We start from the raw sequence: 18,302 nt of genomic DNA, 5'->3' as shown, positions 1-18,302 counted from the left end.
CTACGTCCTGCGCAAGACCGCCGCAGATGCGCGCAGAGCACCTCCGGTCACGTCCCCTCCGGCCGCGGCAGGCGCCGGGCCCGGCGGCGCTTGCGCAGCCCGCGGAGGGTCCGGACGGCGACCAGCAGCTCGGCGAGCTCGTGGCGCTCCCCGGCGGTGATGTCCGCCAGCTGGGCGGCCGCACGCCGCTGCGCGGCGTCCCAGCCCTCGGCCCACCGGCCGACGAGCGCATCGGCGTCCTCGGCGTCGCCGCTGCGCAGGCTCAGCACGTCCTCCGTCAGCGAGGACTGCTCCATCGCGAGGTCGTCCCGCAGCGACGCGCGGGCCATCGAGGGCCAGCGCCGGTCGCGGGGAAGGGCGATCACCTGCTCGCGCAGGACGACGAGCCCCAGGCGCTCGGCGAGCCCCTGCATGACCTGGCCGGCCAGGGTGACCGGGGCCCCGGTCCGCTCGGCGACCACCGCCAGGTCCAGCGCGGCCGGCAGCAGCGGCGCCGACGCGACACGGGCGGCGAGCTCCGCGGGCAGGCCGGCCTCCTGCAGCCGGGCGGCCCGCGAGGCGTAGGCCTCCGCCTCTCCGCCGAGCAGCCAGCCGGGGAGCCCCGCCTCCACCGCGGTGACCGCGGGGGCGAACCGGTCGACCACCTCCGCCAGCGGGGGCGGGTCCTCGGCGGTGAGGTCCGGCTGGCGCAGCAGCCAGCGCGCCGCCCGCTCGGCCAGCCGGGTGGCCTCCGTGCGCGCCTCCACCTGCGCGGCGGCCGACACGTGGTTGTCCAGCGGGCGGACGGCGTCCCACATCCCGTCGACGCCGAACACCGCGCGGGCCACCGCGTGCGCCCGGACGACGACCGGCAGCGGCACCCCGGTCTCCTCCGCCAGCCGGAACAGCCCGGTGACGCCGGCGATGTCCACCGCGCGGTTGGTCAGCACCGTCCCGATGATCTCCCGGCGCAGCGGGTGGCTGGTGACCGCTGCGGGGAACCGGCTGCGGAGCGGGCCCGGGAAGTAGTCGACGAGCAGCCCCTCCAGGGCCGGGTCGTCCGGCAGCGGGGAGGCCAGCACCGCGTCGCCGGTCTGCAGCTTCGCGTAGGCCAGCAGCACCGAGAGCTCCGGGCTGGTCAGCGCGTGCCCGTCGCGGCGGCGCTCGGCCAGCGCGCGGTCGTCGGGCAGCGCCTCGACCGCGCGGTTGAGCCGACCCGAGCGCTCCAGCGACCGGATGAACCGCTCGTGGGAGTCCATCAGGCTGCGCGCGGCCGCGACCTCGCCGGCGAGCGTCGCGTTCTGCGCGTGGTTGTGCGTGAGGACGGCGGCGGCGACGTCGTCGGCCATCTCACCCAGGAGCGCCGCCCGCCCCTCGGCGTCGATCCGCCCCTCGTCGACCACCCGGTTCAACGCGATCTTGATGTTGACCTCGTGGTCGGAGGTGTCCACGCCCGCCGAGTTGTCGATGGCGTCGGTGTTCACCCGGCCGCCGGCCAACGCGTACTCGACCCGGCCCCGCTGGGTCAGCCCGAGGTTGCCGCCCTCCCCCACGACCCGTGCCCGCAGCTGCCGGCCGTCGACACGCACGGCGTCGTTGGCCTTGTCCCCGACCTCCAGGTGGCTCTCGCCGGATGCCTTGACGTAGGTGCCGATGCCGCCGTTGAACAGCAGGTCGACCGGCGCGAGGAGCACCGCGCGGATCAGCTCCACCGGGCTCAGCGCCGTCACGCCCCCGGGCAGCCCGAGGGCGACCCGCAGCTGCTCCGACACCGGCACGGTCTTCGCCGTCCGCGGCCAGACGCCGCCGCCCTCGCTGATCAGCGACGCGTCGTAGTCGGCCCACGAGGAGCGGGGCAGCTCGAACAGGCGCCGGCGCTCGGCGAACGACGTCGCCGCGTCCGGGGTGGGGTCGACGAACACGTGCCGGTGGTCGAACGCGGCCACCAGGCGGATGTGCTCGCTCAGCAGCATGCCGTTGCCGAAGACGTCGCCGGACATGTCGCCGATGCCGGCGACGGTGAAGTCCTCCCGCTGCACGTCGACGTCGAGCTCGCGGAAGTAGCGGGTCACCGACTCCCAGGCGCCGCGGGCGGTGATGCCCATCGCCTTGTGGTCGTAGCCGACCGAGCCGCCCGAGGCGAAGGCGTCGCCCAGCCAGTAGCCGCGCTCCAGCGCCACCTCGTTGGCCAGGTCGGAGAAGGTCGCCGTCCCCTTGTCGGCGGCGACGACGAGGTAGCTGTCCTCGCCGTCGTGCCGCACCACCTTGTCCGGCGGGACGACCTCGCCGTCCACCAGGTTGTCGGTGAGCGACAGCAGCGCGCCGACGAACAGCCGGTAGCAGGCCTGGCCCTCGGCGAGCACCTCCTCGCGGGAGGCGGGGTGGGTGGGGGAGTCCGCCGGCGGGCGCTTGACGACGAAGCCGCCCTTGGCGCCGGTGGGGACGATGACGGTGTTCTTGACCATCTGCGCCTTGACCAGGCCGAGCACCTCGGTGCGCAGGTCCTCCCGCCGGTCGGACCAGCGGAGCCCGCCGCGGGCCACCTTGCCGAACCGCAGGTGCACGCCCATGACCCGGGGCGAGCTGACCCAGACCTCGTGCGCGGGGCGCGGCTCGGGCAGGTCGGGGACCTCGGCCGTTGCGAGCTTGAGCGCCAGCGGGGTGGGCCGGTCCGCCGTCGACGCGTAGTAGGTCGTCCGCTGCGTCGCGGTCACCGCGGCCAGCAGGGAGCTGAGGACCCGGTCGGCGTCGAGGGAGGCCACCTCGCCGATCGAGCGCTCCAGCGCCGCGACGAGGTCCGCCTGCCGGGCGTCCCGGCCGGTGACCCGTCCCGGTGAGAAGCGGGTCTCGAACAGCGCCACCAGCCGGGCGACCACGCCGGGGTGGGCGGCCAGGGTCTGCTCGACGTAGGCCTGGCTGAACGGCAGCCCGGCCTGGCGCAGCCACTGGACGTAGGCCCGGACGACGGTCACCTGCCGCCAGTTCAGGCCGGCGAGCACGACCAGCGCGCCCAGGCCGTCGTCCTCGGCCTCACCGCGCCAGACGGCGCCCACGGCCTCCGTGAAGCGCTCCGGCAGCGAGCGCAGCAGCGGCAGCTCGACCGGCGGGACGGCGACCCCGAAGTCGTAGATCCAGGTGGGCGGCGACCCGATGCGGTCGATCTCGTACGGGCGCTCGTCGACGACGTCGACGCCCATGTTCTGCAGCATCGGCAGGATCCGCGAGAGCAGCAGCCGCTCGCCGACCCGGTAGACGGTGAGCCGCCGCTCCCCCTGAACCGCCCGGGCGGGCGTCCACAGCCGCAGCGCCAGGTCCCCCGGGGCCAGCGCGTCCAGGCGCACCAGGTCCTCGACGGCGCGCTGGGCGGGGAAGTCCTCCTGGTAGGCGGCGGGGAAGGCGTCGGCGACCCGTGCGAACACCTTCTCGGCGTCGGCGCCGAACCGGGCGGCGAGCTCGTCGGAGAGCTCGTCGGTCCAGCTGCGCGCCGCGGCGGCCAGCTCCGCCTGCAGGGCCTCGACGTCGACGTCGACACGCTGCTGGGCACCCTGGCGCCCCACCGGGGGCCGGACGACGAAGTGCAGCCGGGCCAGCACCGACTCGGTGGAGCGGGCCGTGAACTCGATGCTGGTGCCGCCCAGCCGCTCCAGCAGCAGCTGCTGCATCGCCACCCGTACCTCGGTGGTGTAGCGGTCGCGCGGGAGGTAGACGAGCGCCGACCAGAACCGGCCGGTGGGGTCCCGGCGCAGGAACAGGCGGGTCTGCCGCCGTTCCTGCAGGTGCAGCACCGACATCGCGACCGGCAGCAGCTCGTCGGCGCCGACCTGCATGAGCTCGTCGCGGGGGTAGGTCTCCAGGACGTCGAGCAGCTCCTTGCCGGTGTGGCTGTCCGCCGGCACGCCGGAGCGGGCGACGACCTCCGCGACCCGGCGCCGCACCAGCGGGACGTCGAGCACGCTGGTCGTGTAGGCCGACGTCGGGAACAGGCCCACGAAACGGCACTGCCGCCGGAGCCCGTCCCGGCCGTCGGGCAGGGTGACGCTCACCAGGTCCAGCCAGGCGCGCCGGTGCACCGTCGAGCGGCTGTCGGCCTTCGTGACGGTGAGCAGGTGGTCGACCGCCGCGCTGGCGGTCTCGGGGGTGCTGCCGGAGGTCCCTCCCATGCCGGTGTCGCTGCGGAGCACCCCCAGCCCGGTGCCGGCCACCGGCTGGACCGCCGGGTGGCCCGCTTCCTCGGAGAGGGTCACCTCGCGGGCACCCAGGAGCACGAAGTTGTCGTCGGCCAGCCAGCGGAGCAGCGCGGCGGCCTCGACCGGGTCGTCCGCGGCGTCCTCGACGGCGACCGGGGCGCCGGCACGCTCCTCCAGCTGAGCGGCGAGCTCCCGCAGGCGGGCCCGCATCCGGCCGCCGTCCTCGTGCACCGCCCGGACGTCGTCGAGGACCGTGCGGAGCCCGGCCACCAGGTCACCGGCCGCCTCGGCGTCGAGGGGGCCGTCGAGCACGATCGCCATCCACGACTCGGCGAGCGCGTCGGCGCCGCAGGACGCGGCGTCCCCGCTGTCGCAGAAGGCGAGCACCCGTCCACGGACGTCGCGGCGGAGCACGATCACCGGGTGCACGACGTGCTCGAGGGCGAACCCCTGCCGCGTGACCTCCGCTGTCACCGAGTCGACGAGGTAGGGCATGTCGTCGGTGACCAGCCGGATCACGGTGCGCCCGGCCCCCCGGCCGCCCGGGACGCCCTGCACGTCGACCGTCGCGGCGCCGGGTGGGCGGACCTCCGCCAGCGCCAGGTGCCCCAGGGCCAGGGCGGCGAGATCGGCGGGGTCGGTGCCGAGGACCTCCTCGGCGGGCTCGCTCCAGTAGTAGCGCCGGAAGAACGCCGGGACGTCGTCGGCGGTGCACCCCCGGGGGAGCGCCGCCGCGCCGCGCTCGGCCTCGGTGGCGGCCAGCGCGGCCGCCTTCCGCAGCAGCTGCTCCTTCTCGTCGCGGCCGGCCTCGAGGGCGGCGAGCTCGGTGAGAGAGCCGCTCGGGGGGCCGCCGTCCCGGTCGCGCACCGGGGTCCCCGGGGCGACGCCGGTGTCACTGGCCATGTCCGGCCACGCTACTGCCCCCTGAGACCGCCGTCACGGCGACGCGGTGAGGGCGCCGCCGTGCGGTGGGGTCAGCGGTCGAGGAGCTGGTCGGCGACCCAGCCGACGACGGCGAGGATGAGCCCGCCGATCACCGCGGTGCCGAACCCGTCGACGGTGAGCCGGTCGGTGATCGCCGCCGTGAGCCCGAGGAGCGCCGCGTTGATCACCAGCAGGAAGAGCCCGAGGGTGAGCAGCACGAAGGGCAGGGACAGCAGCCGCAGGACCGGCCCCACGAGGGCGTTGACGACGCCGAAGATGAGCCCGATCCACAGGTAGCTGCCGTACTCGCCCAGCGGGCCGTCGGGGTTCGGCAGCACCTCCAGGCCCGGGAGCACGTCGAAGTAGGTCAGCCCGTAGAAGGCCGCCGCGAAGACGACGACCTTGAGCAGGAACTTGATCACGGCGGCCACGCTAGCGCCGGAGCCCGCCGCACCGTGGGATCTCAGGGCGTCTGGCGATGTCTAGCGCCGGTGGTAGAGACCCCGATACGGAGCTCGCGACCGCGTCGGCCGACCCGCCCGCCACTCCCGTCCCGCGCGACACGCCATGGGTGGTTCTACGTATGTCTACGGCGGGCGCTAGAGATGCTCATACGGTGCGAGGCATGGATCCCGTGCGGAACCCCTACGCCCCCGGCGCCGGCCAGCGCCCGCCGGAGCTGGCCGGCCGCGACGACGAGCTGCAGGCGTTCGACGTGGTTCTCGAGCGCATCGCCCGCGGCCGCCCCGAGCGGTCCCTGGTGCTCACCGGCCTGCGCGGCGTCGGCAAGACGGTGCTGCTCAACCAGCTGCGGTCGGCCGCCATCTCGCGGGGCTGGGGCACCGGCAAGATCGAGGCGCGGCCCGATCAGTCGCTGCGCCGGCCGATCTCCTCCGCGCTGCACATGGCGCTGCGCGAGCTGGGCCCGCGGCACGGCGACCAGGAGTCCGTCGCCGAGGTGCTGGGGGTGGTCAAGGCCTTCGCCCAGCGGGTGAACGCGGCCGAGGCCAAGGTGCGCGACCGCTGGCAGCCGGGCATCGACGTCCCCGCGGCCACCGGGCGCGCCGACTCCGGCGACATGGAGATCGACCTCGTCGAGCTGCTCAGCGACGCCGCCGGGGTGGCCGCCGACATCGGCAGCGGGATCGCCCTGTTCATCGACGAGATGCAGGACGTCCAGGCCGACGACGTCTCGGCGATCTGCGCCGCGTGCCACGAGCTCTCCCAGCAGGGTGCCCCGCTCATCGTCGTGGGCGCCGGGCTCCCCCACCTGCCCGCCGTCCTGTCGGCGTCCAAGAGCTACTCCGAGCGGCTGTTCCGCTACCTGCGCATCGACCGGCTGGAGAGGGCGGCCGCCGACCGCGCGCTGCTCGCCCCGGCCGAGCGGGAGGACGTCACCTTCGAGCCGGCCGCCCTGGACGCGCTCTACGCGGCGGCCGACGGATACCCCTACTTCGTGCAGGCCTACGGCAAGGTCACCTGGGACGTCGCCGCCTCCTCCCCCATCACCGCCGCGGACGTCGCCATGGCCGCGCCGGTCGCCGAGGCCGAGCTCGCCGTGGGCTTCTTCGGCTCCCGCTACGACCGGGCCACCCCGGCCGAGCGGGAGTACATGCACGCGATGGCCGAGCTGGGCGGCCCCGGCGGCGCGGCGGTGGCGACGTCGGAGGTGGCGGTCTCGCTGGGCCGCAAGCCCGCGTCCCTCTCCCCCGCCCGCGACTCGCTGATCAAGAAGGGGCTCGTCTACTCCGCCGAGCGCGGCCAGATCGCGTTCACGGTGCCGCACTTCGGGCGGTTCCTGCTGCGCCACCCCGACTGAAGACGAACTCCCTCGCCCCACACCTCGCTCCCCTCGGCGCGGGACCCTGCGAGGAGGCCGCTCGAGCGGCCCGCCGGGTCGGAAACCACTGACGGCTGCCCGGGGCGACGGGTCACCCGTGCCCACGTGGGTGGGAGCGGTTCTGTGGGCGTTTCTGGGCGGCGGGGCGCTCGTCCTCGGCGCGCTGGTGGCCTGGTCCGTCCGCGTGCCGCGGGCCGTCATCGCGGGCGCCTTGGCGTTCTCATCACCGCTCTCGACTTCTCCGTGCCCTTCGCCATGGATCGCGCGGGGCCCGAGCCCGGTCAGCCGATCGCGGCAGGCAGCACCTCAGGCCCCGCTTCGGCCGGCCGGGAACGATCGAGCGGGTGCGCCCGCACCGCCAGGACGGCGACGTCGTCCTCGACGCCCTCGCCGAGCATCTCCTCGAGCAGCCGGTCGCAGAGCGCGTCGAGGGAGAGGCCGGAAGAGCTCGCGAGCACGGCCCGCAGCCGCTCCCGGCCCTCGTCCAGGAGCTCCCCGCGCCGCTCGAACAGGCCGTCGGTGAACAGGAGCAGCGTGCTCCCGTCGGGCAGCAGCGTGACGCCGTCGGCGAGCTGGTCGACCCAGCCCGAGCCCAGCGGCGGCCCGACCGGGACGGCGAGGTCGTGCACCTGGCCGTCGGCGAGCAGCAGGAGCGGGTCGGGGTGGCCGGCCGCGGCCCAGTGCAGGCGGCGGACCCCGGCAACCCGCTCGGCCTCCCCCTGCTCGATGCGGCACACCAACGCGGTGGCCATCGCCGGGACCGCCAGCCCCACCAGCGCGTTGTCCACCCGGTGCAGCAGCCCGGCCGGCTCCTCGAGCCGGTCGAAGGCGATGGCGCGGACCAGCGTCTTGATCTGCCCCATCGCCGCTGCCGCCGCGATGTCGTGGCCCATGACGTCGCCGATGACCAGCACCGTGTCGCCGTCGGGCTGCAGGAAGGCGTCGTACCAGTCCCCGCCGATGGACACCCCGCGCGTCGCCGGGCGGTAGCGCACCGCGAGCTCCAGGCGGTCGGGTTGCACCGGCGGGGAGAGCAGGCTCAGCTGCAGCCGTTCGGCCACCTGGTTGTTGAGGGTGGCCAGGCGGGCGTTGTCCAGGGCCAGTGCCGCGCGGCGGGAAGCGATCTCCGCCGTCCGCAGCTCCGCCGGCGTGTGCGGCCCACGGTCGGCGCCGTTGACCAGGGTGAACGCGCCGAAGACCTCGCCACGGGCGACCAGCGGGAAGGTCGCCACCGCGGACGGGGCGAGCGGCGCCAGCGCCGCACGGCTCGCGTCGTCCCGGATCATCGTCTCGAAGTGCTGCTCGGTGAGGTGCTCGATGACGACCGGCTGCGCGTGGCGGAGGGCCACCGGCACCGGCGCGGTCGTGTCGTTGGAGGCGACCCGCGCGTCGGCGTAGCGGTGCATCGCCTCGACCATGGCCGGGTCGCGGTGGGCACGGCCGACGTCCCGCCGGGTGCCGTCGGGGTCCACGACGCTGACCAGGCACCAGTCGGCCAGCTCCGGCACCACCCGCGCGGCGAACCGCGCCACGGCCTCGTCGGTGTCGAGGGTCGAGGTCATCTCCTGGCTGATCTCGCCGAGGAGCATGAGGTACCGGCCGGCTTCCTCGGCCACCCGGGCGGCCTGCGACGCCTCCGCGGCCGCCGCCTCGCGGGCGCGGACCGCGGCCGCGCGCTCCTCCTCGGCGTGACGCGCCTGGGTGACGTCGTCGTAGGTGACGACGAGGCCGGCGTCGGTCAGGAACGCGTCGGCCCGGAACCAGGTGCCCAGCGGCTCGTACCAGGCCTCGACGCTGCCGGCCCGGCGGGAGGCGCGGACCGAGCGGTAGAGGCGGTCGAACGGGCCCCCGACGGCCTCGGGGAACGCCACCCAGATGTCCCGGCCGAGGAGATCGGGGACGGTGCGGCCGAGCACCCTCGCCCCCGCGGGGTTGATGTACCGGAAGCGCCAGTCCTCGGAGAGGACGAACATCGGGCGCTCCATGCCCTCGACGGCCTGCAGGAGCAGCTCGCTCAGCGCCGGAGCAGCGCCTTCCACAGTCATGGCTGCCCGTGCCCCGTCCCGCCGCGCGGTCGGCAGCCTGGCTGCAGAGCCTGACCCTTCCGGGAGCGGAAATCAATGCCGGAGCGGCGCGCCACCCCTCCGGAGGGGCACGTGATGCCGGGCACACCCCCGCCCGCGGAGCGGGAAGGGGGTTGACACGCACCGGGCCGGGGAACCACGGGATGGTCGTTGACCCGAGTCGAGGGGGAGGCATGGGGCGACTCGCGTGGCCGGTCCGCCCGCTACCGGACGGGCGCGGCGAGGTGTGGCGCTGGCGGCTCGGGTCCCTCGCGGAGCTCCCGAGGGCACGGGCGGCCCTGCGGTCGCTGGTGCACGACGTCGAGCACCTGCCCGCGGACGAGGTCTCCGGCGAGCAGCTGGTGCTGGCCTTCGACGAGCTCGCGTCCAACGCCCTGCGCCACGGCGAGCACCCGGTCGTCGCCACCGTCATCGCCGGCAGCGGTGGCTGGCTGCTCGACGTGAGCGACCGGGCTCCCCGGGCCATGCCCGCACCCGCGGTGGACCGCGATCCAGCGGAGGGCGGCATGGGGCTGCAACTGGTGGCCCGCCTGTCGGTCGCCCACGGCTGGTACGTCGACGAGGACCGCAAGCACGTCTGGGCCTGCCTGCCGACCGCGTCGGACGAGCCCGCGACCGCCCTGGCCTGAGCCGGTTCCACGTGCAACACGCAGGAGACCCCCGTCGCTCCGAAGAGCGACGGGGGTCTCCTGCCCGCCGTCACGGCACGACGAAGGAGATCGCCCCCTTGCCGTAGGTGGGCACCTCGATGGCGAGGTCCACCCGGTTGAACGCCGACAGCATGCCGACGAGGTCGCCGGGGATCTCCTCGCCCGGGGCGTAGAGCCTGTGCAGCTTGGAGTGGGGGGCACCCGGGGTGTTGAACAGCGCGGAGAGCACGTTCACCACCTCGTGCAGCGCCTCGACCTGCATGGAGGTCAGCTCGCCGTCCTCCTCCACGGCGTCCTGGCACCCGCCCGGGGGCAGGAGCGCCAGCGCGCCGCCGGTGTAGGCCGCCGCGCCGAGGTCCATCAGGCAGAGGGCGTTCACGGCCATCTGCGGGTCGACGTAGACGGCGACCGCCACCGGCTTCTCCGGCGTCGGGGTGACCGGCGCTCCGGGGGAGACGTTCACCGGCTTGCCGACCAGGCCGGTCAGCATGTCGCGGATGTCCTTGGCGGCGGGCAGCTGCACACCCGTGGTGGGGGCGGTCATGCGATCACCCCGTCCAGGTGCTCCTTGAAGGTGTCCTCGGTGAAGGGCTTGGCGATGAGGAACAGCGCGCCGGCGTTGGCGGCCTTCTCCCGCATCTCCGCCGAGCCCTCGGAGGTGACGAAGCCGAAGGGGACGGCCGAGCCCGAGGCGCGCAGCGCCTGCAGGCACTCGAAGCCGGTCATGGTCGGCATGTTCCAGTCGGAGAGCACCAGGTCGGGCTGCTCGGCGGACACCTTGGCCAGCGCGTCGGCGCCGTCCTCGGCCTCGACGATGTCGTGGTCGTCGTATCCGGCCTGGCGCAGCGTGCGGATGACGATCTGCCGCATGACGCGGCTGTCGTCGGCGATCAGGATCTTCACTCAGGACACCTCGTTCTCGCGGGTAGGGGTGGAGCCGGGCAGGGGCGGGAGCGCCCCCTGCACCGAGATGGCGACGGGCTCGCCGCGCCACAGCACATCGAGGCGGCACACGTCCGCCGGGTTGCGGACCAGCGGCGCGTTGCCGACCTGCGGGAGGCTGAGCGCCGAGGGCCCCGGCAGCGCGGCCTTCACGTTGCCCCCGACGACGTTGGCGATCTCGCCGAAGGCGTCGGCGACGTCCTCGTGGTCGAGCACCTCGGGGGACGTGTCCCGCAGCAGGGCGCGGGAGAGCTCCTCGGCCGTGCTGCGGGCGGTGGTCAGCACGACGCTGCCGGTCCAGGGGCCGACGACGTCGACCCAGCTGGACACGATGTCGACCGGCAGCTCGCCGGGCAGCGGGACCAGGACCTCGTCCTCGCCGACGAGGGCCACCCACGCCTCGGCGGCGATGGACTCGACGGTCGCCGCGTCGATCAGGTCGGTGATGACCGGGCGCATGTCGCTGGCGCGACGCCGCGCCCCGGCGTCCGTCGTCGTCACAGGGAGACCTCCTCCGGGAGCAGGCCGAGGAGCGCGAGCTTGTCGCGGATCGCGTCGGCGGTGAACGGCTTGATCACGTACTCGTGGGCGCCGGCGGCGAGGGCTCGGACGATCTGGGTGTGCTCGCTCTCCGAGGTCACCATCATCATGGTCATCGAGCGCCACGCCGGGTTGGCGCGGACGGCGGAGACGAACTGCAGCCCGTCCATCACGGGCATGTTCCAGTCGATGGTGGCCAGGTCGGGGAGCCAGCCCTCGTCGAGCACGTCGAGCGCGGCCCGGCCGTGCTCGGCGTCCCGGATCTCGTAACCGAAGCCGGCGAGGATGCCGGTGACGATCCGGCGCATGGCGCGGGAGTCGTCGATCACCAGTGCACGCATGTCATGCCCCCTTCAGCGGGCGGTAGGCGGAGCTGCGGCCGATGACGACCCGCTCCCAGGAGTCGTCGACGCCGAGGGTGGTCTCGGCGGCGCCGAGGAACAGCCACCCGTCGGGCCGCATCAGGTCCCGCACACGGCGGAGGATCGACTGCTTCGTCGGCAGGTCGAAGTAGATGAGCACGTTGCGCAGGTAGACGACGTCGAACGGGCCCATCCGCGGCAGCGGCGCCGCCAGGTTGCACTCGCTGGCGTTCACCATGCGGCGCAGGTTGGGCGAGACCTCCCACTCGTTGCCCGCACGGGTGAAGTGCCGGACGAGCATGGGGGCCGGCAGCCCGCGGTTGACCTCGAGCTGGCTGAACCGGCCGGCGCGGGTCCGCTGCACCATCTCGCGGGAGAGGTCGGTCGCGGTGATCGACACCCGGGAAGCGGCGTTGGGCAGGGCGTCGTCCAGGAGCATGGCGATCGTGTACGGCTCCTGCCCGCTGGAGCAGGCCGCCGACCAGATCTGCAACCGCTCGTTGGCGCCGCGGGCCGCGAGCAGCGACGGCAGCACCGTCGAGGTCAGCGCGGTGAACGGGTCGCCGTCGCGGAACCACGAGGTCTCGTTCGTCGTGAGCGCCTCGACGATCCGCCGTGTGCGGTCGGCGTCCGGCCGGACGCGCACGCTCTCGACCAGCCGGGTGACGTCGGTCAGCCCCATCTGCCGGGCGATCGGCAGGAGGCGGGCCTCCACCAGGTACTCCTTGCCCGGCTGGAGCACGATGGCGCTCTCCTTGCGGACGAGGTCACGGACCCAGTCGAAACTGGTCGCGGTCAGACTCATCGACGACCTCCCACGGCCATAGGTGTTCCGGTGTTCAGGAGCGCGGCACCGGCGAGGTGGCGCTGGATCGCCTCGGCGATCCGGTCGAGCGGCAGGACCTCGTCGGCGTAGCCGGCCTGGGCGACGGCGCCGGGCATCCCCCAGACGACCGAGGTCGCCTGGTCCTGCACGACGACGGTGCCGCCGGCGTCGCGGATCTCGCCGCAGCCGTTCCGCCCGTCGGCGCCCATGCCGGTCAGCACGACACCGAGCACGGCGCCGTCGTAGGCGGCGACCGCCGAGCGGAAGAGCGGGTCGACGGCGGGCCGGCAGAAGTTCTCGGGCGGGTTCTGGTCCAGCGCCGTGGAGAAGGCGGCGCGGCCGTTCGCGCGGACGACCAGGTGGTGGTCGCCGGGCGCCAGGTGCACGGTGCCGGGGACCAGCGGCGTGCCGTCGACCGCCTCGACGACGCGCAACGGGGAGAGCCGGTCGAGCCGCTGGGCGAACTGGCGGGTGAAGACCGGGGGCATGTGCTGGACCAGCAGGACCGGGACCGGGAGGTTCGCCGGGAGGGCGGGCAGCACACGGGCCAGCGCCTCCGGCCCACCGGTGGAGGAGCCGATGACCAGCACGGCGGGCTTCTTGCCGGGGGCGGTGCGGGGCGCCGCCGGGCGCGGCGGCGGGGCCACCGGCGCTGCAGCGCGCACCGGGCTGACCGGGCGGCCGGTGAGCGCCTTGATCTTGGGGATCAACTGCTCGCGCACGCTCTCCATCGACTGCGCCACGCTGCCGACGTTGGCCGGCTTGGTGACGTAGTCGTTCGCCCCCGCCGACAGGGCGTCGAGGGTCGCGGTGGCGCCGCGCTCGGTGAGCGTGCTGAACATGATGATCGGCACGCGGTTGCGCGTCCCACGGATCGCCCGGACCGCCTCGATGCCGTTCATCTCCGGCATCTCGATGTCCATCGTCACCAGGTCGGGCTTGAGCTGGGACAGCTTGCCGAGGGCCACCTTGCCGTTGACGGCCGTACCGACGACCTCGATCCCCGGGTCGGCCGAGAGCACGTCGGTGACGATCTTGCGGACGACGACCGAGTCGTCGACCACCATCACCCGGATCGGGTTCACACGTCCTCCTGGCCCCTGCCCGCGCCGACCGGCGGGCTCGTTGTCTGTATCGGCATCTCCGCGTCCGGCTTGAGCCGTTCGGCGGTGCGGACCCGACGTCCCCGGAATCACCGGGGTGGTCGACGACGGAATTCCGCGGCACGGCGCCGGAAGGGCACGGCGACACCCACCCGGAGGCCACGACCTGCATGTCGCAGAATGGTCGGAGGCGATCTCGGGTGCGGACGTGCTGCGCTCACCAGGACGCCCCAGCGACGCCCGGGCGCGCGGGATCACGGCGGGGGAGGCTGGTGCTGCCTGGCATTCTCGGCCGCGGAGGGGGCCGGGTTGAGCCGACACGCGAAATGCGTGACGCGATGCCCGCCGTCGATACGGGTCGGCAAAGGAGGCGGCGACGGCCTCGGCGACCATTGTCGACAAATGCCCCGGAAACGGTGACCGACCGCGGTCGGGAATGATCACCGGCCGCGGTCCGGAATGATCACCGACCGGGGCGGGAGGCCCCCCTGTGCCGCGGACGGGCGCGGGCCGCTCAGGAGAGAGCGGCGACCCGCCGCCCCGGTGCGCGCAGCACCGCAGCGCTCTCGGTGCCGAGCAGGTCGTCCAGCACGATCGCCTGGACGCAGCCGGCCACGGCGTTCCAGACGCCGGCCGCACCGTCGTGCAGGTCGAAGCCGCCGTCGAGGAAGGCTTGGACGGCCAGCAGCTGCGCCGCGGCCAGCGCGCGGGTGCGCCCGGAGACGTGCGCCCCCCAGGAGGCCTCGTGCATCGCGGTGGCCCAGGGGCGTTGGGCGGCGCGGCCCTCGTCGACGGCGAGGCGCCAGCGCGACCGGCCGGCGTCGTCCAGGTCGCGCACGGCGGCGAGGAAGCCGGCCAGCTCCTCGTCGTGCTCCAGCCCCCAGCCGGCGGGCCCGGCCAGCGGGCCGGGGTCCAGGGCGCGGTCGAAGGCCGCGGTCAGCTCGCGGCGCACCAGCGGCGGCAGCACGCCCGCGGCCCAGAAGCCGACGGCCGCGTCGGCGAGCACATCGGCGGCCTGCTCCCACGCGTCGGCGTGCAGCCGCCCGGCGAGCGCGTGCTCGTGTCCCAGGACGTCCTCCCGCAGCAGCCGCTCCAGCGTCGGGGCGTCGCCGATGGTGCCGAGCTCCAGTTGGCGCACGAGCAGGGCGGTGCGGTCACCGGCGCCCTCGGCGGCGCCGGCCGCGGTCCGCACGTGCGGCACGGCGGCCGCCATCTCCCGCGCCCGGCGGTTCCGGACGGCCCGCACCCCGCGCTGCTCGCGGTCCAGCCCGCGGGCGGGGTGGACGCCGGCGAGGCGGGTGAACGCCGGCTCGTCGGCCCCCAGGCCGGCGAGCAGCACCTCGGCGACCTGCCGGCCGGCGGGCAGGCGGACCAGGTCGAAGCCGAGGGTGGCGGCACTCACGAGGGAGTAGGGCACGGCGCGCCTCCAGGGCTCCGGGATATCGGGACGAACCCATGCTGGCTGCCCGTGCGGGGCAGCACCATGCGCTCGTCACCCCATCGCAGGAGCGGCTGTACCTCTACAGCGCGTGTCGCGTGGTGCGCGGTCAGCGATAGGTCACTGAGCGTCACCGTTCGCTACCGCGGGTGCGAACGCCAGAGCGGCGGGGAGGTGGTCCTCCCCGCCGCCCCCGGTCTGTGCTCGCCCCGGTCGCGCCGAGCGGGTGGGCCCCGAGGACCCCGGAGTGCTAGGCGCTGACGGCCTTCTGGACGTCGAGGGCCAGGAGCAACTTCCCGTCCAGCTTGTAGGCGCCGCGGATGAGGTCGCGGGCCTGGCCCTCCAGGGTGTCCGGCGGGGCCTCGAAGTCGCCGGCGTCGACGTCGACCACGTCGGCGATGGAGTCGACGAGCATGCTCACGGCCTCGCCGTGCAGCCGGACGACGATGACGACGGGGTCGGTGCCCTCGGGGCGGGCCGGCCGGCCGAGCCGCTCGCGCAGCTCGATGGCGGTGACCACCTGACCGCGGAGGTTGATCAGCCCGGCGACGGCCGTCGGGGCGAGCGGCACGCGGGTGAGCTGCTGGCTGCGCAGCACCTCCTGCACGTGCTCGACCTCGATGCCGTACAGGTCACCGTCCAGGCGGAAGGTGGCCAGCTGGCCGCTGGTCGCGGGGGCGAGCGTGCGGGTCGGAGCGGTCACGTCAGACCTCCAGCAGGGAGTCGGGGATGCCGGACGGCGTCGAGGAGGAGAGGGCGGTGGGGTGGCCCGAGTAGAACTGCGGGTCGGCGGCGAGGATCGCGGCCCGGACGTCGAGCAGCTCGGTCACCTTGTCGCCGAGGACGGCGGAGCCGAGCAGGCCCATGTCGTCGATGTCGCTGCGCACGGCGGCCTCGCCGTCGACGATGTCCAGGATCTCCTCGACCACGATGGCGACGCTGCGGCCGTGGTCGCTGTAGACGATGACCTCCAGCACCTCGCGCTCGCTCTCGCCGTAGGCGCCCAGGTGCCGGTCGAGCCGGACCATCGGCAGGATCGCGCCGCGGTACTGCACGACCTCCCGGTTGCCGACCTTCTCGACCGCCTCGGTGCGCACCTGCTCGAGCCGGGTGACGGTGTCCAACGGGATGGCGACCCGGCGGCCACCGCCGATGGCAGCCAGCAGCATGCGCTGCCGGTCGGTCTCGACGGCCACGGTCTGCAGCGAGCCGGCGCGGGCCTCCTGGCGGTCGGTCGTCTCGGTGCGCAGGGCCCGGCGGGCGAGCGCCTGCACGTCGAGGATGAGCGCGACGGTGCCGTCGCCCAGGACGGTGGCCCCCGAGTAGAGGCCGATCGCCTTCAACTGGCCGCCGACCGCCTTGACGACGATCTCCTCGGTGTTGATCACCCGGTCGACCACCAGGCCGAAGCGCCGGCCCTCCGACCGCAGGACGGCGATGACGACGTGGCCGTCGTGCCGCTCGGAGGTGAGGCCCAGGACGTCGGTGAGCCGGACCAGCGGGAGCAGCTCGCCGCGGAGTCGGTAGACCTGCGCCCCGCCGACCTCCTCGACCGCGTTCACCGCCTTCTCGGCGTCGAGGCTGACCAGCTCCTGCAGGCTGATCTGCGGGATCGCGTACCGGTCGGAGGCGCACTCGACGGTCAGGGCCGGCACGATCGCCAGGGTCAGCGGGATGCGGAGCCGGCAGACGGTGCCCACACCGGGGTCGGACTCGACCTCGATGGTGCCGCCGATCGACTCGATGTTGGTCTTGACCACGTCCATGCCGACGCCCCGACCGGAGACGTTGGTGACGGCGGCGGCGGTGGAGAAGCCGGGCAGGAAGATCAGTTGCAGGACGTCCGCCGGGCTCATCCGGTTCAGCGCCTCCTGCGTGAGCAGTCCGCGCTGGACCGCCTTGGCGCCGAGCTTCGCCGGATCGATCCCGGCGCCGTCGTCGGCGACCTCGACCACGACCTGCCCGCTCTCGTGGCGGGCGCGGAGGGTCAGGACGCCCTCGGCCGGCTTGCCGGCCTTCCTGCGGGCCTCGGGAGCCTCGATGCCGTGGTCGACGGAGTTGCGGACCAGGTGGGTCAGCGGGTCCTTGACCGCCTCGAGCAGGGTCTTGTCCAGCTCGGTGTCGCGACCCTCCATGTCGAGGCGGATCGACTTCTTGAGCTGCAGGCCGAGGTCGCGGACGACGCGCGGCAGCTTGGACCAGATGTGGTCGATCGGCTGCATGCGCGTCTTCATGACGCCCTCCTGCAGCTCGCTGGCGATCAGGTTCAGCCGCTGCGAGGCGCGGATGAGGTCCGTGTCGGTCTGGCGGGCGACGTTCTGCACGATCTGGTTGCGGGTGAGGACCAGCTCGCCGACCAGGAGCATCAGCTCGTCGAGCAGGTCGACGTCCACGCGGATCGTGCTGTCGGCGACGGCGCGGCGGGCCTGGCCGCCGGCGGCGTCGGCGGCGGGGGCGACCTCCCCCTCGGGGTGGTCGGCAGCGGGCTCGGGCACCGGGTGCTCCTCGGCGACGGGGGCCGGCGCGGCCGGCTCCTCGGGCAGGTCGGCCCGCAGGTCGTCCTGCGGGGTCTCGGGCAGCCCCTCCACGGCGGGAGCGGGGACGGCCCGTGCGCGGGGCGCCCGCTTGGCGGGAGCCCGCTTCGCCGTGGCCTTCTTCGCGGGGGCCTTCTCCGCGGGCGCCTCCGCCACGGGCGCCGCCGCGGTGGTCTCCTCGGCAGCGGAACCTTGGGCCGCGGGAGCCTCGGCGACGGGGGCCGCCCCGTCCTCCATCGCGGCGCTGATCGCTGCGACGACGGCGGAGACGTCGACCGACCCCTCGCCGCCGGAGGCCTCGATCGAGGCGAGCAGCGAGCGGACCGTGTCGACCATCCGCAGCAGCACGCTGGTGCGGTGCGGCGTCAGGGCGAGCTCACCGTCGCGCAGGCGGGACAGCATGTTCTCGCCGACGTGCGTGACCTCCTCCAGGCGGTTGAACGCCAGGAAGCCGCTGGTGCCCTTGATGGTGTGGATGGTCCGGAAGATGCTGGACAGCCGCTCGCGGGAGTTGGGCTCCTGCTCGAGCGCGACCAGGTCGGTGTCGAGCTGGTCGAGGTTCTCGTGGCTCTCCACGAGGAACTCCTCGACGATGTCGTCCAGACCGTCCACTGCTGCCTTCTCTCTCATCGCGACGGGGCACAGGTGGCCCCGCTGGGTCATCGGCGGGTGGTCGCCGGAGTCAAGGTGAATCCGCACGGACGCCCGTCGGCCGTGTTATCGGCAGTCCTGGGAGAACCCCGCCCCCTCCCATCCCTCGCACGCTCGGGTGAGGCCTCCGGACGGGGCCGAGGCGTGGGGGGGGGGGGGGGGGGGGGGGGGGGGGGGGGGGGGGGGGGGGGGGGGGGGGGGGGGGGGGGGGGGGGGGGGGGGGGGGGGGGGGGGGGGGGGGG

14 protein-coding genes are annotated in these 18,302 nt (G+C 74.3%); 2 read left to right on the top strand and 12 right to left on the bottom strand.

The window, feature by feature from the left end; genetic code table 11:
- Nucleotides 1-47: 47 nt before the first annotated feature.
- Nucleotides 48-5,069: an NAD-glutamate dehydrogenase gene (locus tag ACI79W_RS17435; protein WP_456563353.1), complete on the bottom strand. Its 5,022-nt coding sequence runs from the start codon at nt 5,067-5,069 to the stop codon at nt 48-50.
- A gap of 71 nt (nt 5,070-5,140) precedes the next feature.
- Nucleotides 5,141-5,512 carry a phage holin family protein gene (locus tag ACI79W_RS17430; RefSeq protein WP_456563352.1) on the bottom strand — a complete coding sequence of 124 codons (372 nt, stop codon included), beginning with the start codon at nt 5,510-5,512 and terminating at the stop codon, nt 5,141-5,143.
- A 203-nt stretch (nt 5,513-5,715) separates the two neighbouring features.
- Here ACI79W_RS17430 and ACI79W_RS17425 point away from each other — a divergent pair, with 203 nt between their 5' ends.
- Nucleotides 5,716-6,909 (top strand): AAA family ATPase, encoded by a 1,194-nt coding sequence (locus tag ACI79W_RS17425; protein ID WP_456563351.1) that lies wholly within the window; start codon nt 5,716-5,718, stop codon nt 6,907-6,909.
- A gap of 302 nt (nt 6,910-7,211) precedes the next feature.
- Here the strand turns inward: ACI79W_RS17425 and ACI79W_RS17420 are convergent, their stop codons facing one another.
- Nucleotides 7,212-8,975, bottom strand: a complete 1,764-nt coding sequence (locus ACI79W_RS17420; RefSeq protein ID WP_456563350.1) for a SpoIIE family protein phosphatase — start codon at nt 8,973-8,975, stop codon at nt 7,212-7,214.
- Nucleotides 8,976-9,187: 212 nt separating this feature from the next.
- Here ACI79W_RS17420 and ACI79W_RS17415 point away from each other — a divergent pair, with 212 nt between their 5' ends.
- Nucleotides 9,188-9,643, top strand: a complete 456-nt coding sequence (locus ACI79W_RS17415) for an ATP-binding protein (protein ID WP_456563349.1) — start codon at nt 9,188-9,190, stop codon at nt 9,641-9,643.
- Between the two features lie 70 nt (nt 9,644-9,713).
- Here ACI79W_RS17415 and ACI79W_RS17410 read toward each other — a convergent pair whose 3' ends face one another.
- The 9 genes from ACI79W_RS17410 to ACI79W_RS17370 all read right to left on the bottom strand — a co-directional run bounded on the left by ACI79W_RS17410 (nt 9,714) and on the right by ACI79W_RS17370 (nt 18,021).
- On the bottom strand, nt 9,714-10,208 hold the full coding sequence (locus ACI79W_RS17410; protein ID WP_456563348.1) for a hypothetical protein: 495 nt from the start codon (nt 10,206-10,208) through the stop codon (nt 9,714-9,716).
- Nucleotides 10,205-10,567 (bottom strand): response regulator, encoded by a 363-nt coding sequence (locus ACI79W_RS17405; protein ID WP_456563347.1) that lies wholly within the window; start codon nt 10,565-10,567, stop codon nt 10,205-10,207. The genes ACI79W_RS17410 and ACI79W_RS17405 overlap by 4 nt, the downstream gene beginning before the upstream one ends.
- Nucleotides 10,568-11,107 carry a chemotaxis protein CheX gene (locus ACI79W_RS17400; protein WP_456563346.1) on the bottom strand — a complete coding sequence of 180 codons (540 nt, stop codon included), beginning with the start codon at nt 11,105-11,107 and terminating at the stop codon, nt 10,568-10,570.
- Nucleotides 11,104-11,487: a response regulator gene (locus ACI79W_RS17395; protein WP_456563345.1), complete on the bottom strand. Its 384-nt coding sequence runs from the start codon at nt 11,485-11,487 to the stop codon at nt 11,104-11,106. The genes ACI79W_RS17400 and ACI79W_RS17395 overlap by 4 nt, the downstream gene beginning before the upstream one ends.
- Before the next feature lies 1 nt (nt 11,488).
- A complete protein-coding gene (locus ACI79W_RS17390) occupies nt 11,489-12,313 on the bottom strand; it encodes a CheR family methyltransferase (protein WP_456563344.1) in 825 nt (274 codons plus the stop codon).
- Nucleotides 12,310-13,419 carry a protein-glutamate methylesterase/protein-glutamine glutaminase gene (locus ACI79W_RS17385; RefSeq protein WP_456563343.1) on the bottom strand — a complete coding sequence of 370 codons (1,110 nt, stop codon included), beginning with the start codon at nt 13,417-13,419 and terminating at the stop codon, nt 12,310-12,312. Before ACI79W_RS17385 ends, ACI79W_RS17390 begins: the two co-directional genes overlap by 4 nt.
- Nucleotides 13,420-13,951: 532 nt before the next feature.
- The gene (locus ACI79W_RS17380; protein ID WP_456563342.1) at nt 13,952-14,839 is read right to left on the bottom strand and encodes a hypothetical protein; all 888 of its coding nucleotides are present in this window, start codon (nt 14,837-14,839) and stop codon (nt 13,952-13,954) included.
- Nucleotides 14,840-15,125: 286 nt separating this feature from the next.
- The gene (locus ACI79W_RS17375) at nt 15,126-15,578 is read right to left on the bottom strand and encodes a chemotaxis protein CheW (RefSeq protein ID WP_091935819.1); all 453 of its coding nucleotides are present in this window, start codon (nt 15,576-15,578) and stop codon (nt 15,126-15,128) included.
- Between the two features lies 1 nt (nt 15,579).
- Entirely contained in the window at nt 15,580-18,021 is a 2,442-nt protein-coding gene (locus ACI79W_RS17370) for a chemotaxis protein CheW (protein WP_456563341.1), read from the bottom strand.
- Nucleotides 18,022-18,302: the final 281 nt, after the last annotated feature.

It is taken from the genome of Blastococcus sp. SYSU DS0533 (assembly GCF_054050775.1).
Note: the sequence above shows the minus strand (reverse complement) of the source record. Positions and strands in the feature narration are given on the sequence as shown.

Coding starts and splice junctions, on each gene's coding strand:
- ACI79W_RS17435 (WP_456563353.1), bottom strand. CDS start 5,069: ATGGCCAGTGACACCGGCGTCGCCCCGGGGACCCCGGTGCGCGACCGG.
- ACI79W_RS17425 (WP_456563351.1), top strand. CDS start 5,716: ATGGATCCCGTGCGGAACCCCTACGCCCCCGGCGCCGGCCAGCGCCCG.
- ACI79W_RS17420 (WP_456563350.1), bottom strand. CDS start 8,975: ATGACTGTGGAAGGCGCTGCTCCGGCGCTGAGCGAGCTGCTCCTGCAG.
- ACI79W_RS17415 (WP_456563349.1), top strand. CDS start 9,188: ATGGGGCGACTCGCGTGGCCGGTCCGCCCGCTACCGGACGGGCGCGGC.
- ACI79W_RS17410 (WP_456563348.1), bottom strand. CDS start 10,208: ATGACCGCCCCCACCACGGGTGTGCAGCTGCCCGCCGCCAAGGACATC.
- ACI79W_RS17395 (WP_456563345.1), bottom strand. CDS start 11,487: ATGCGTGCACTGGTGATCGACGACTCCCGCGCCATGCGCCGGATCGTC.
- ACI79W_RS17390 (WP_456563344.1), bottom strand. CDS start 12,313: ATGAGTCTGACCGCGACCAGTTTCGACTGGGTCCGTGACCTCGTCCGC.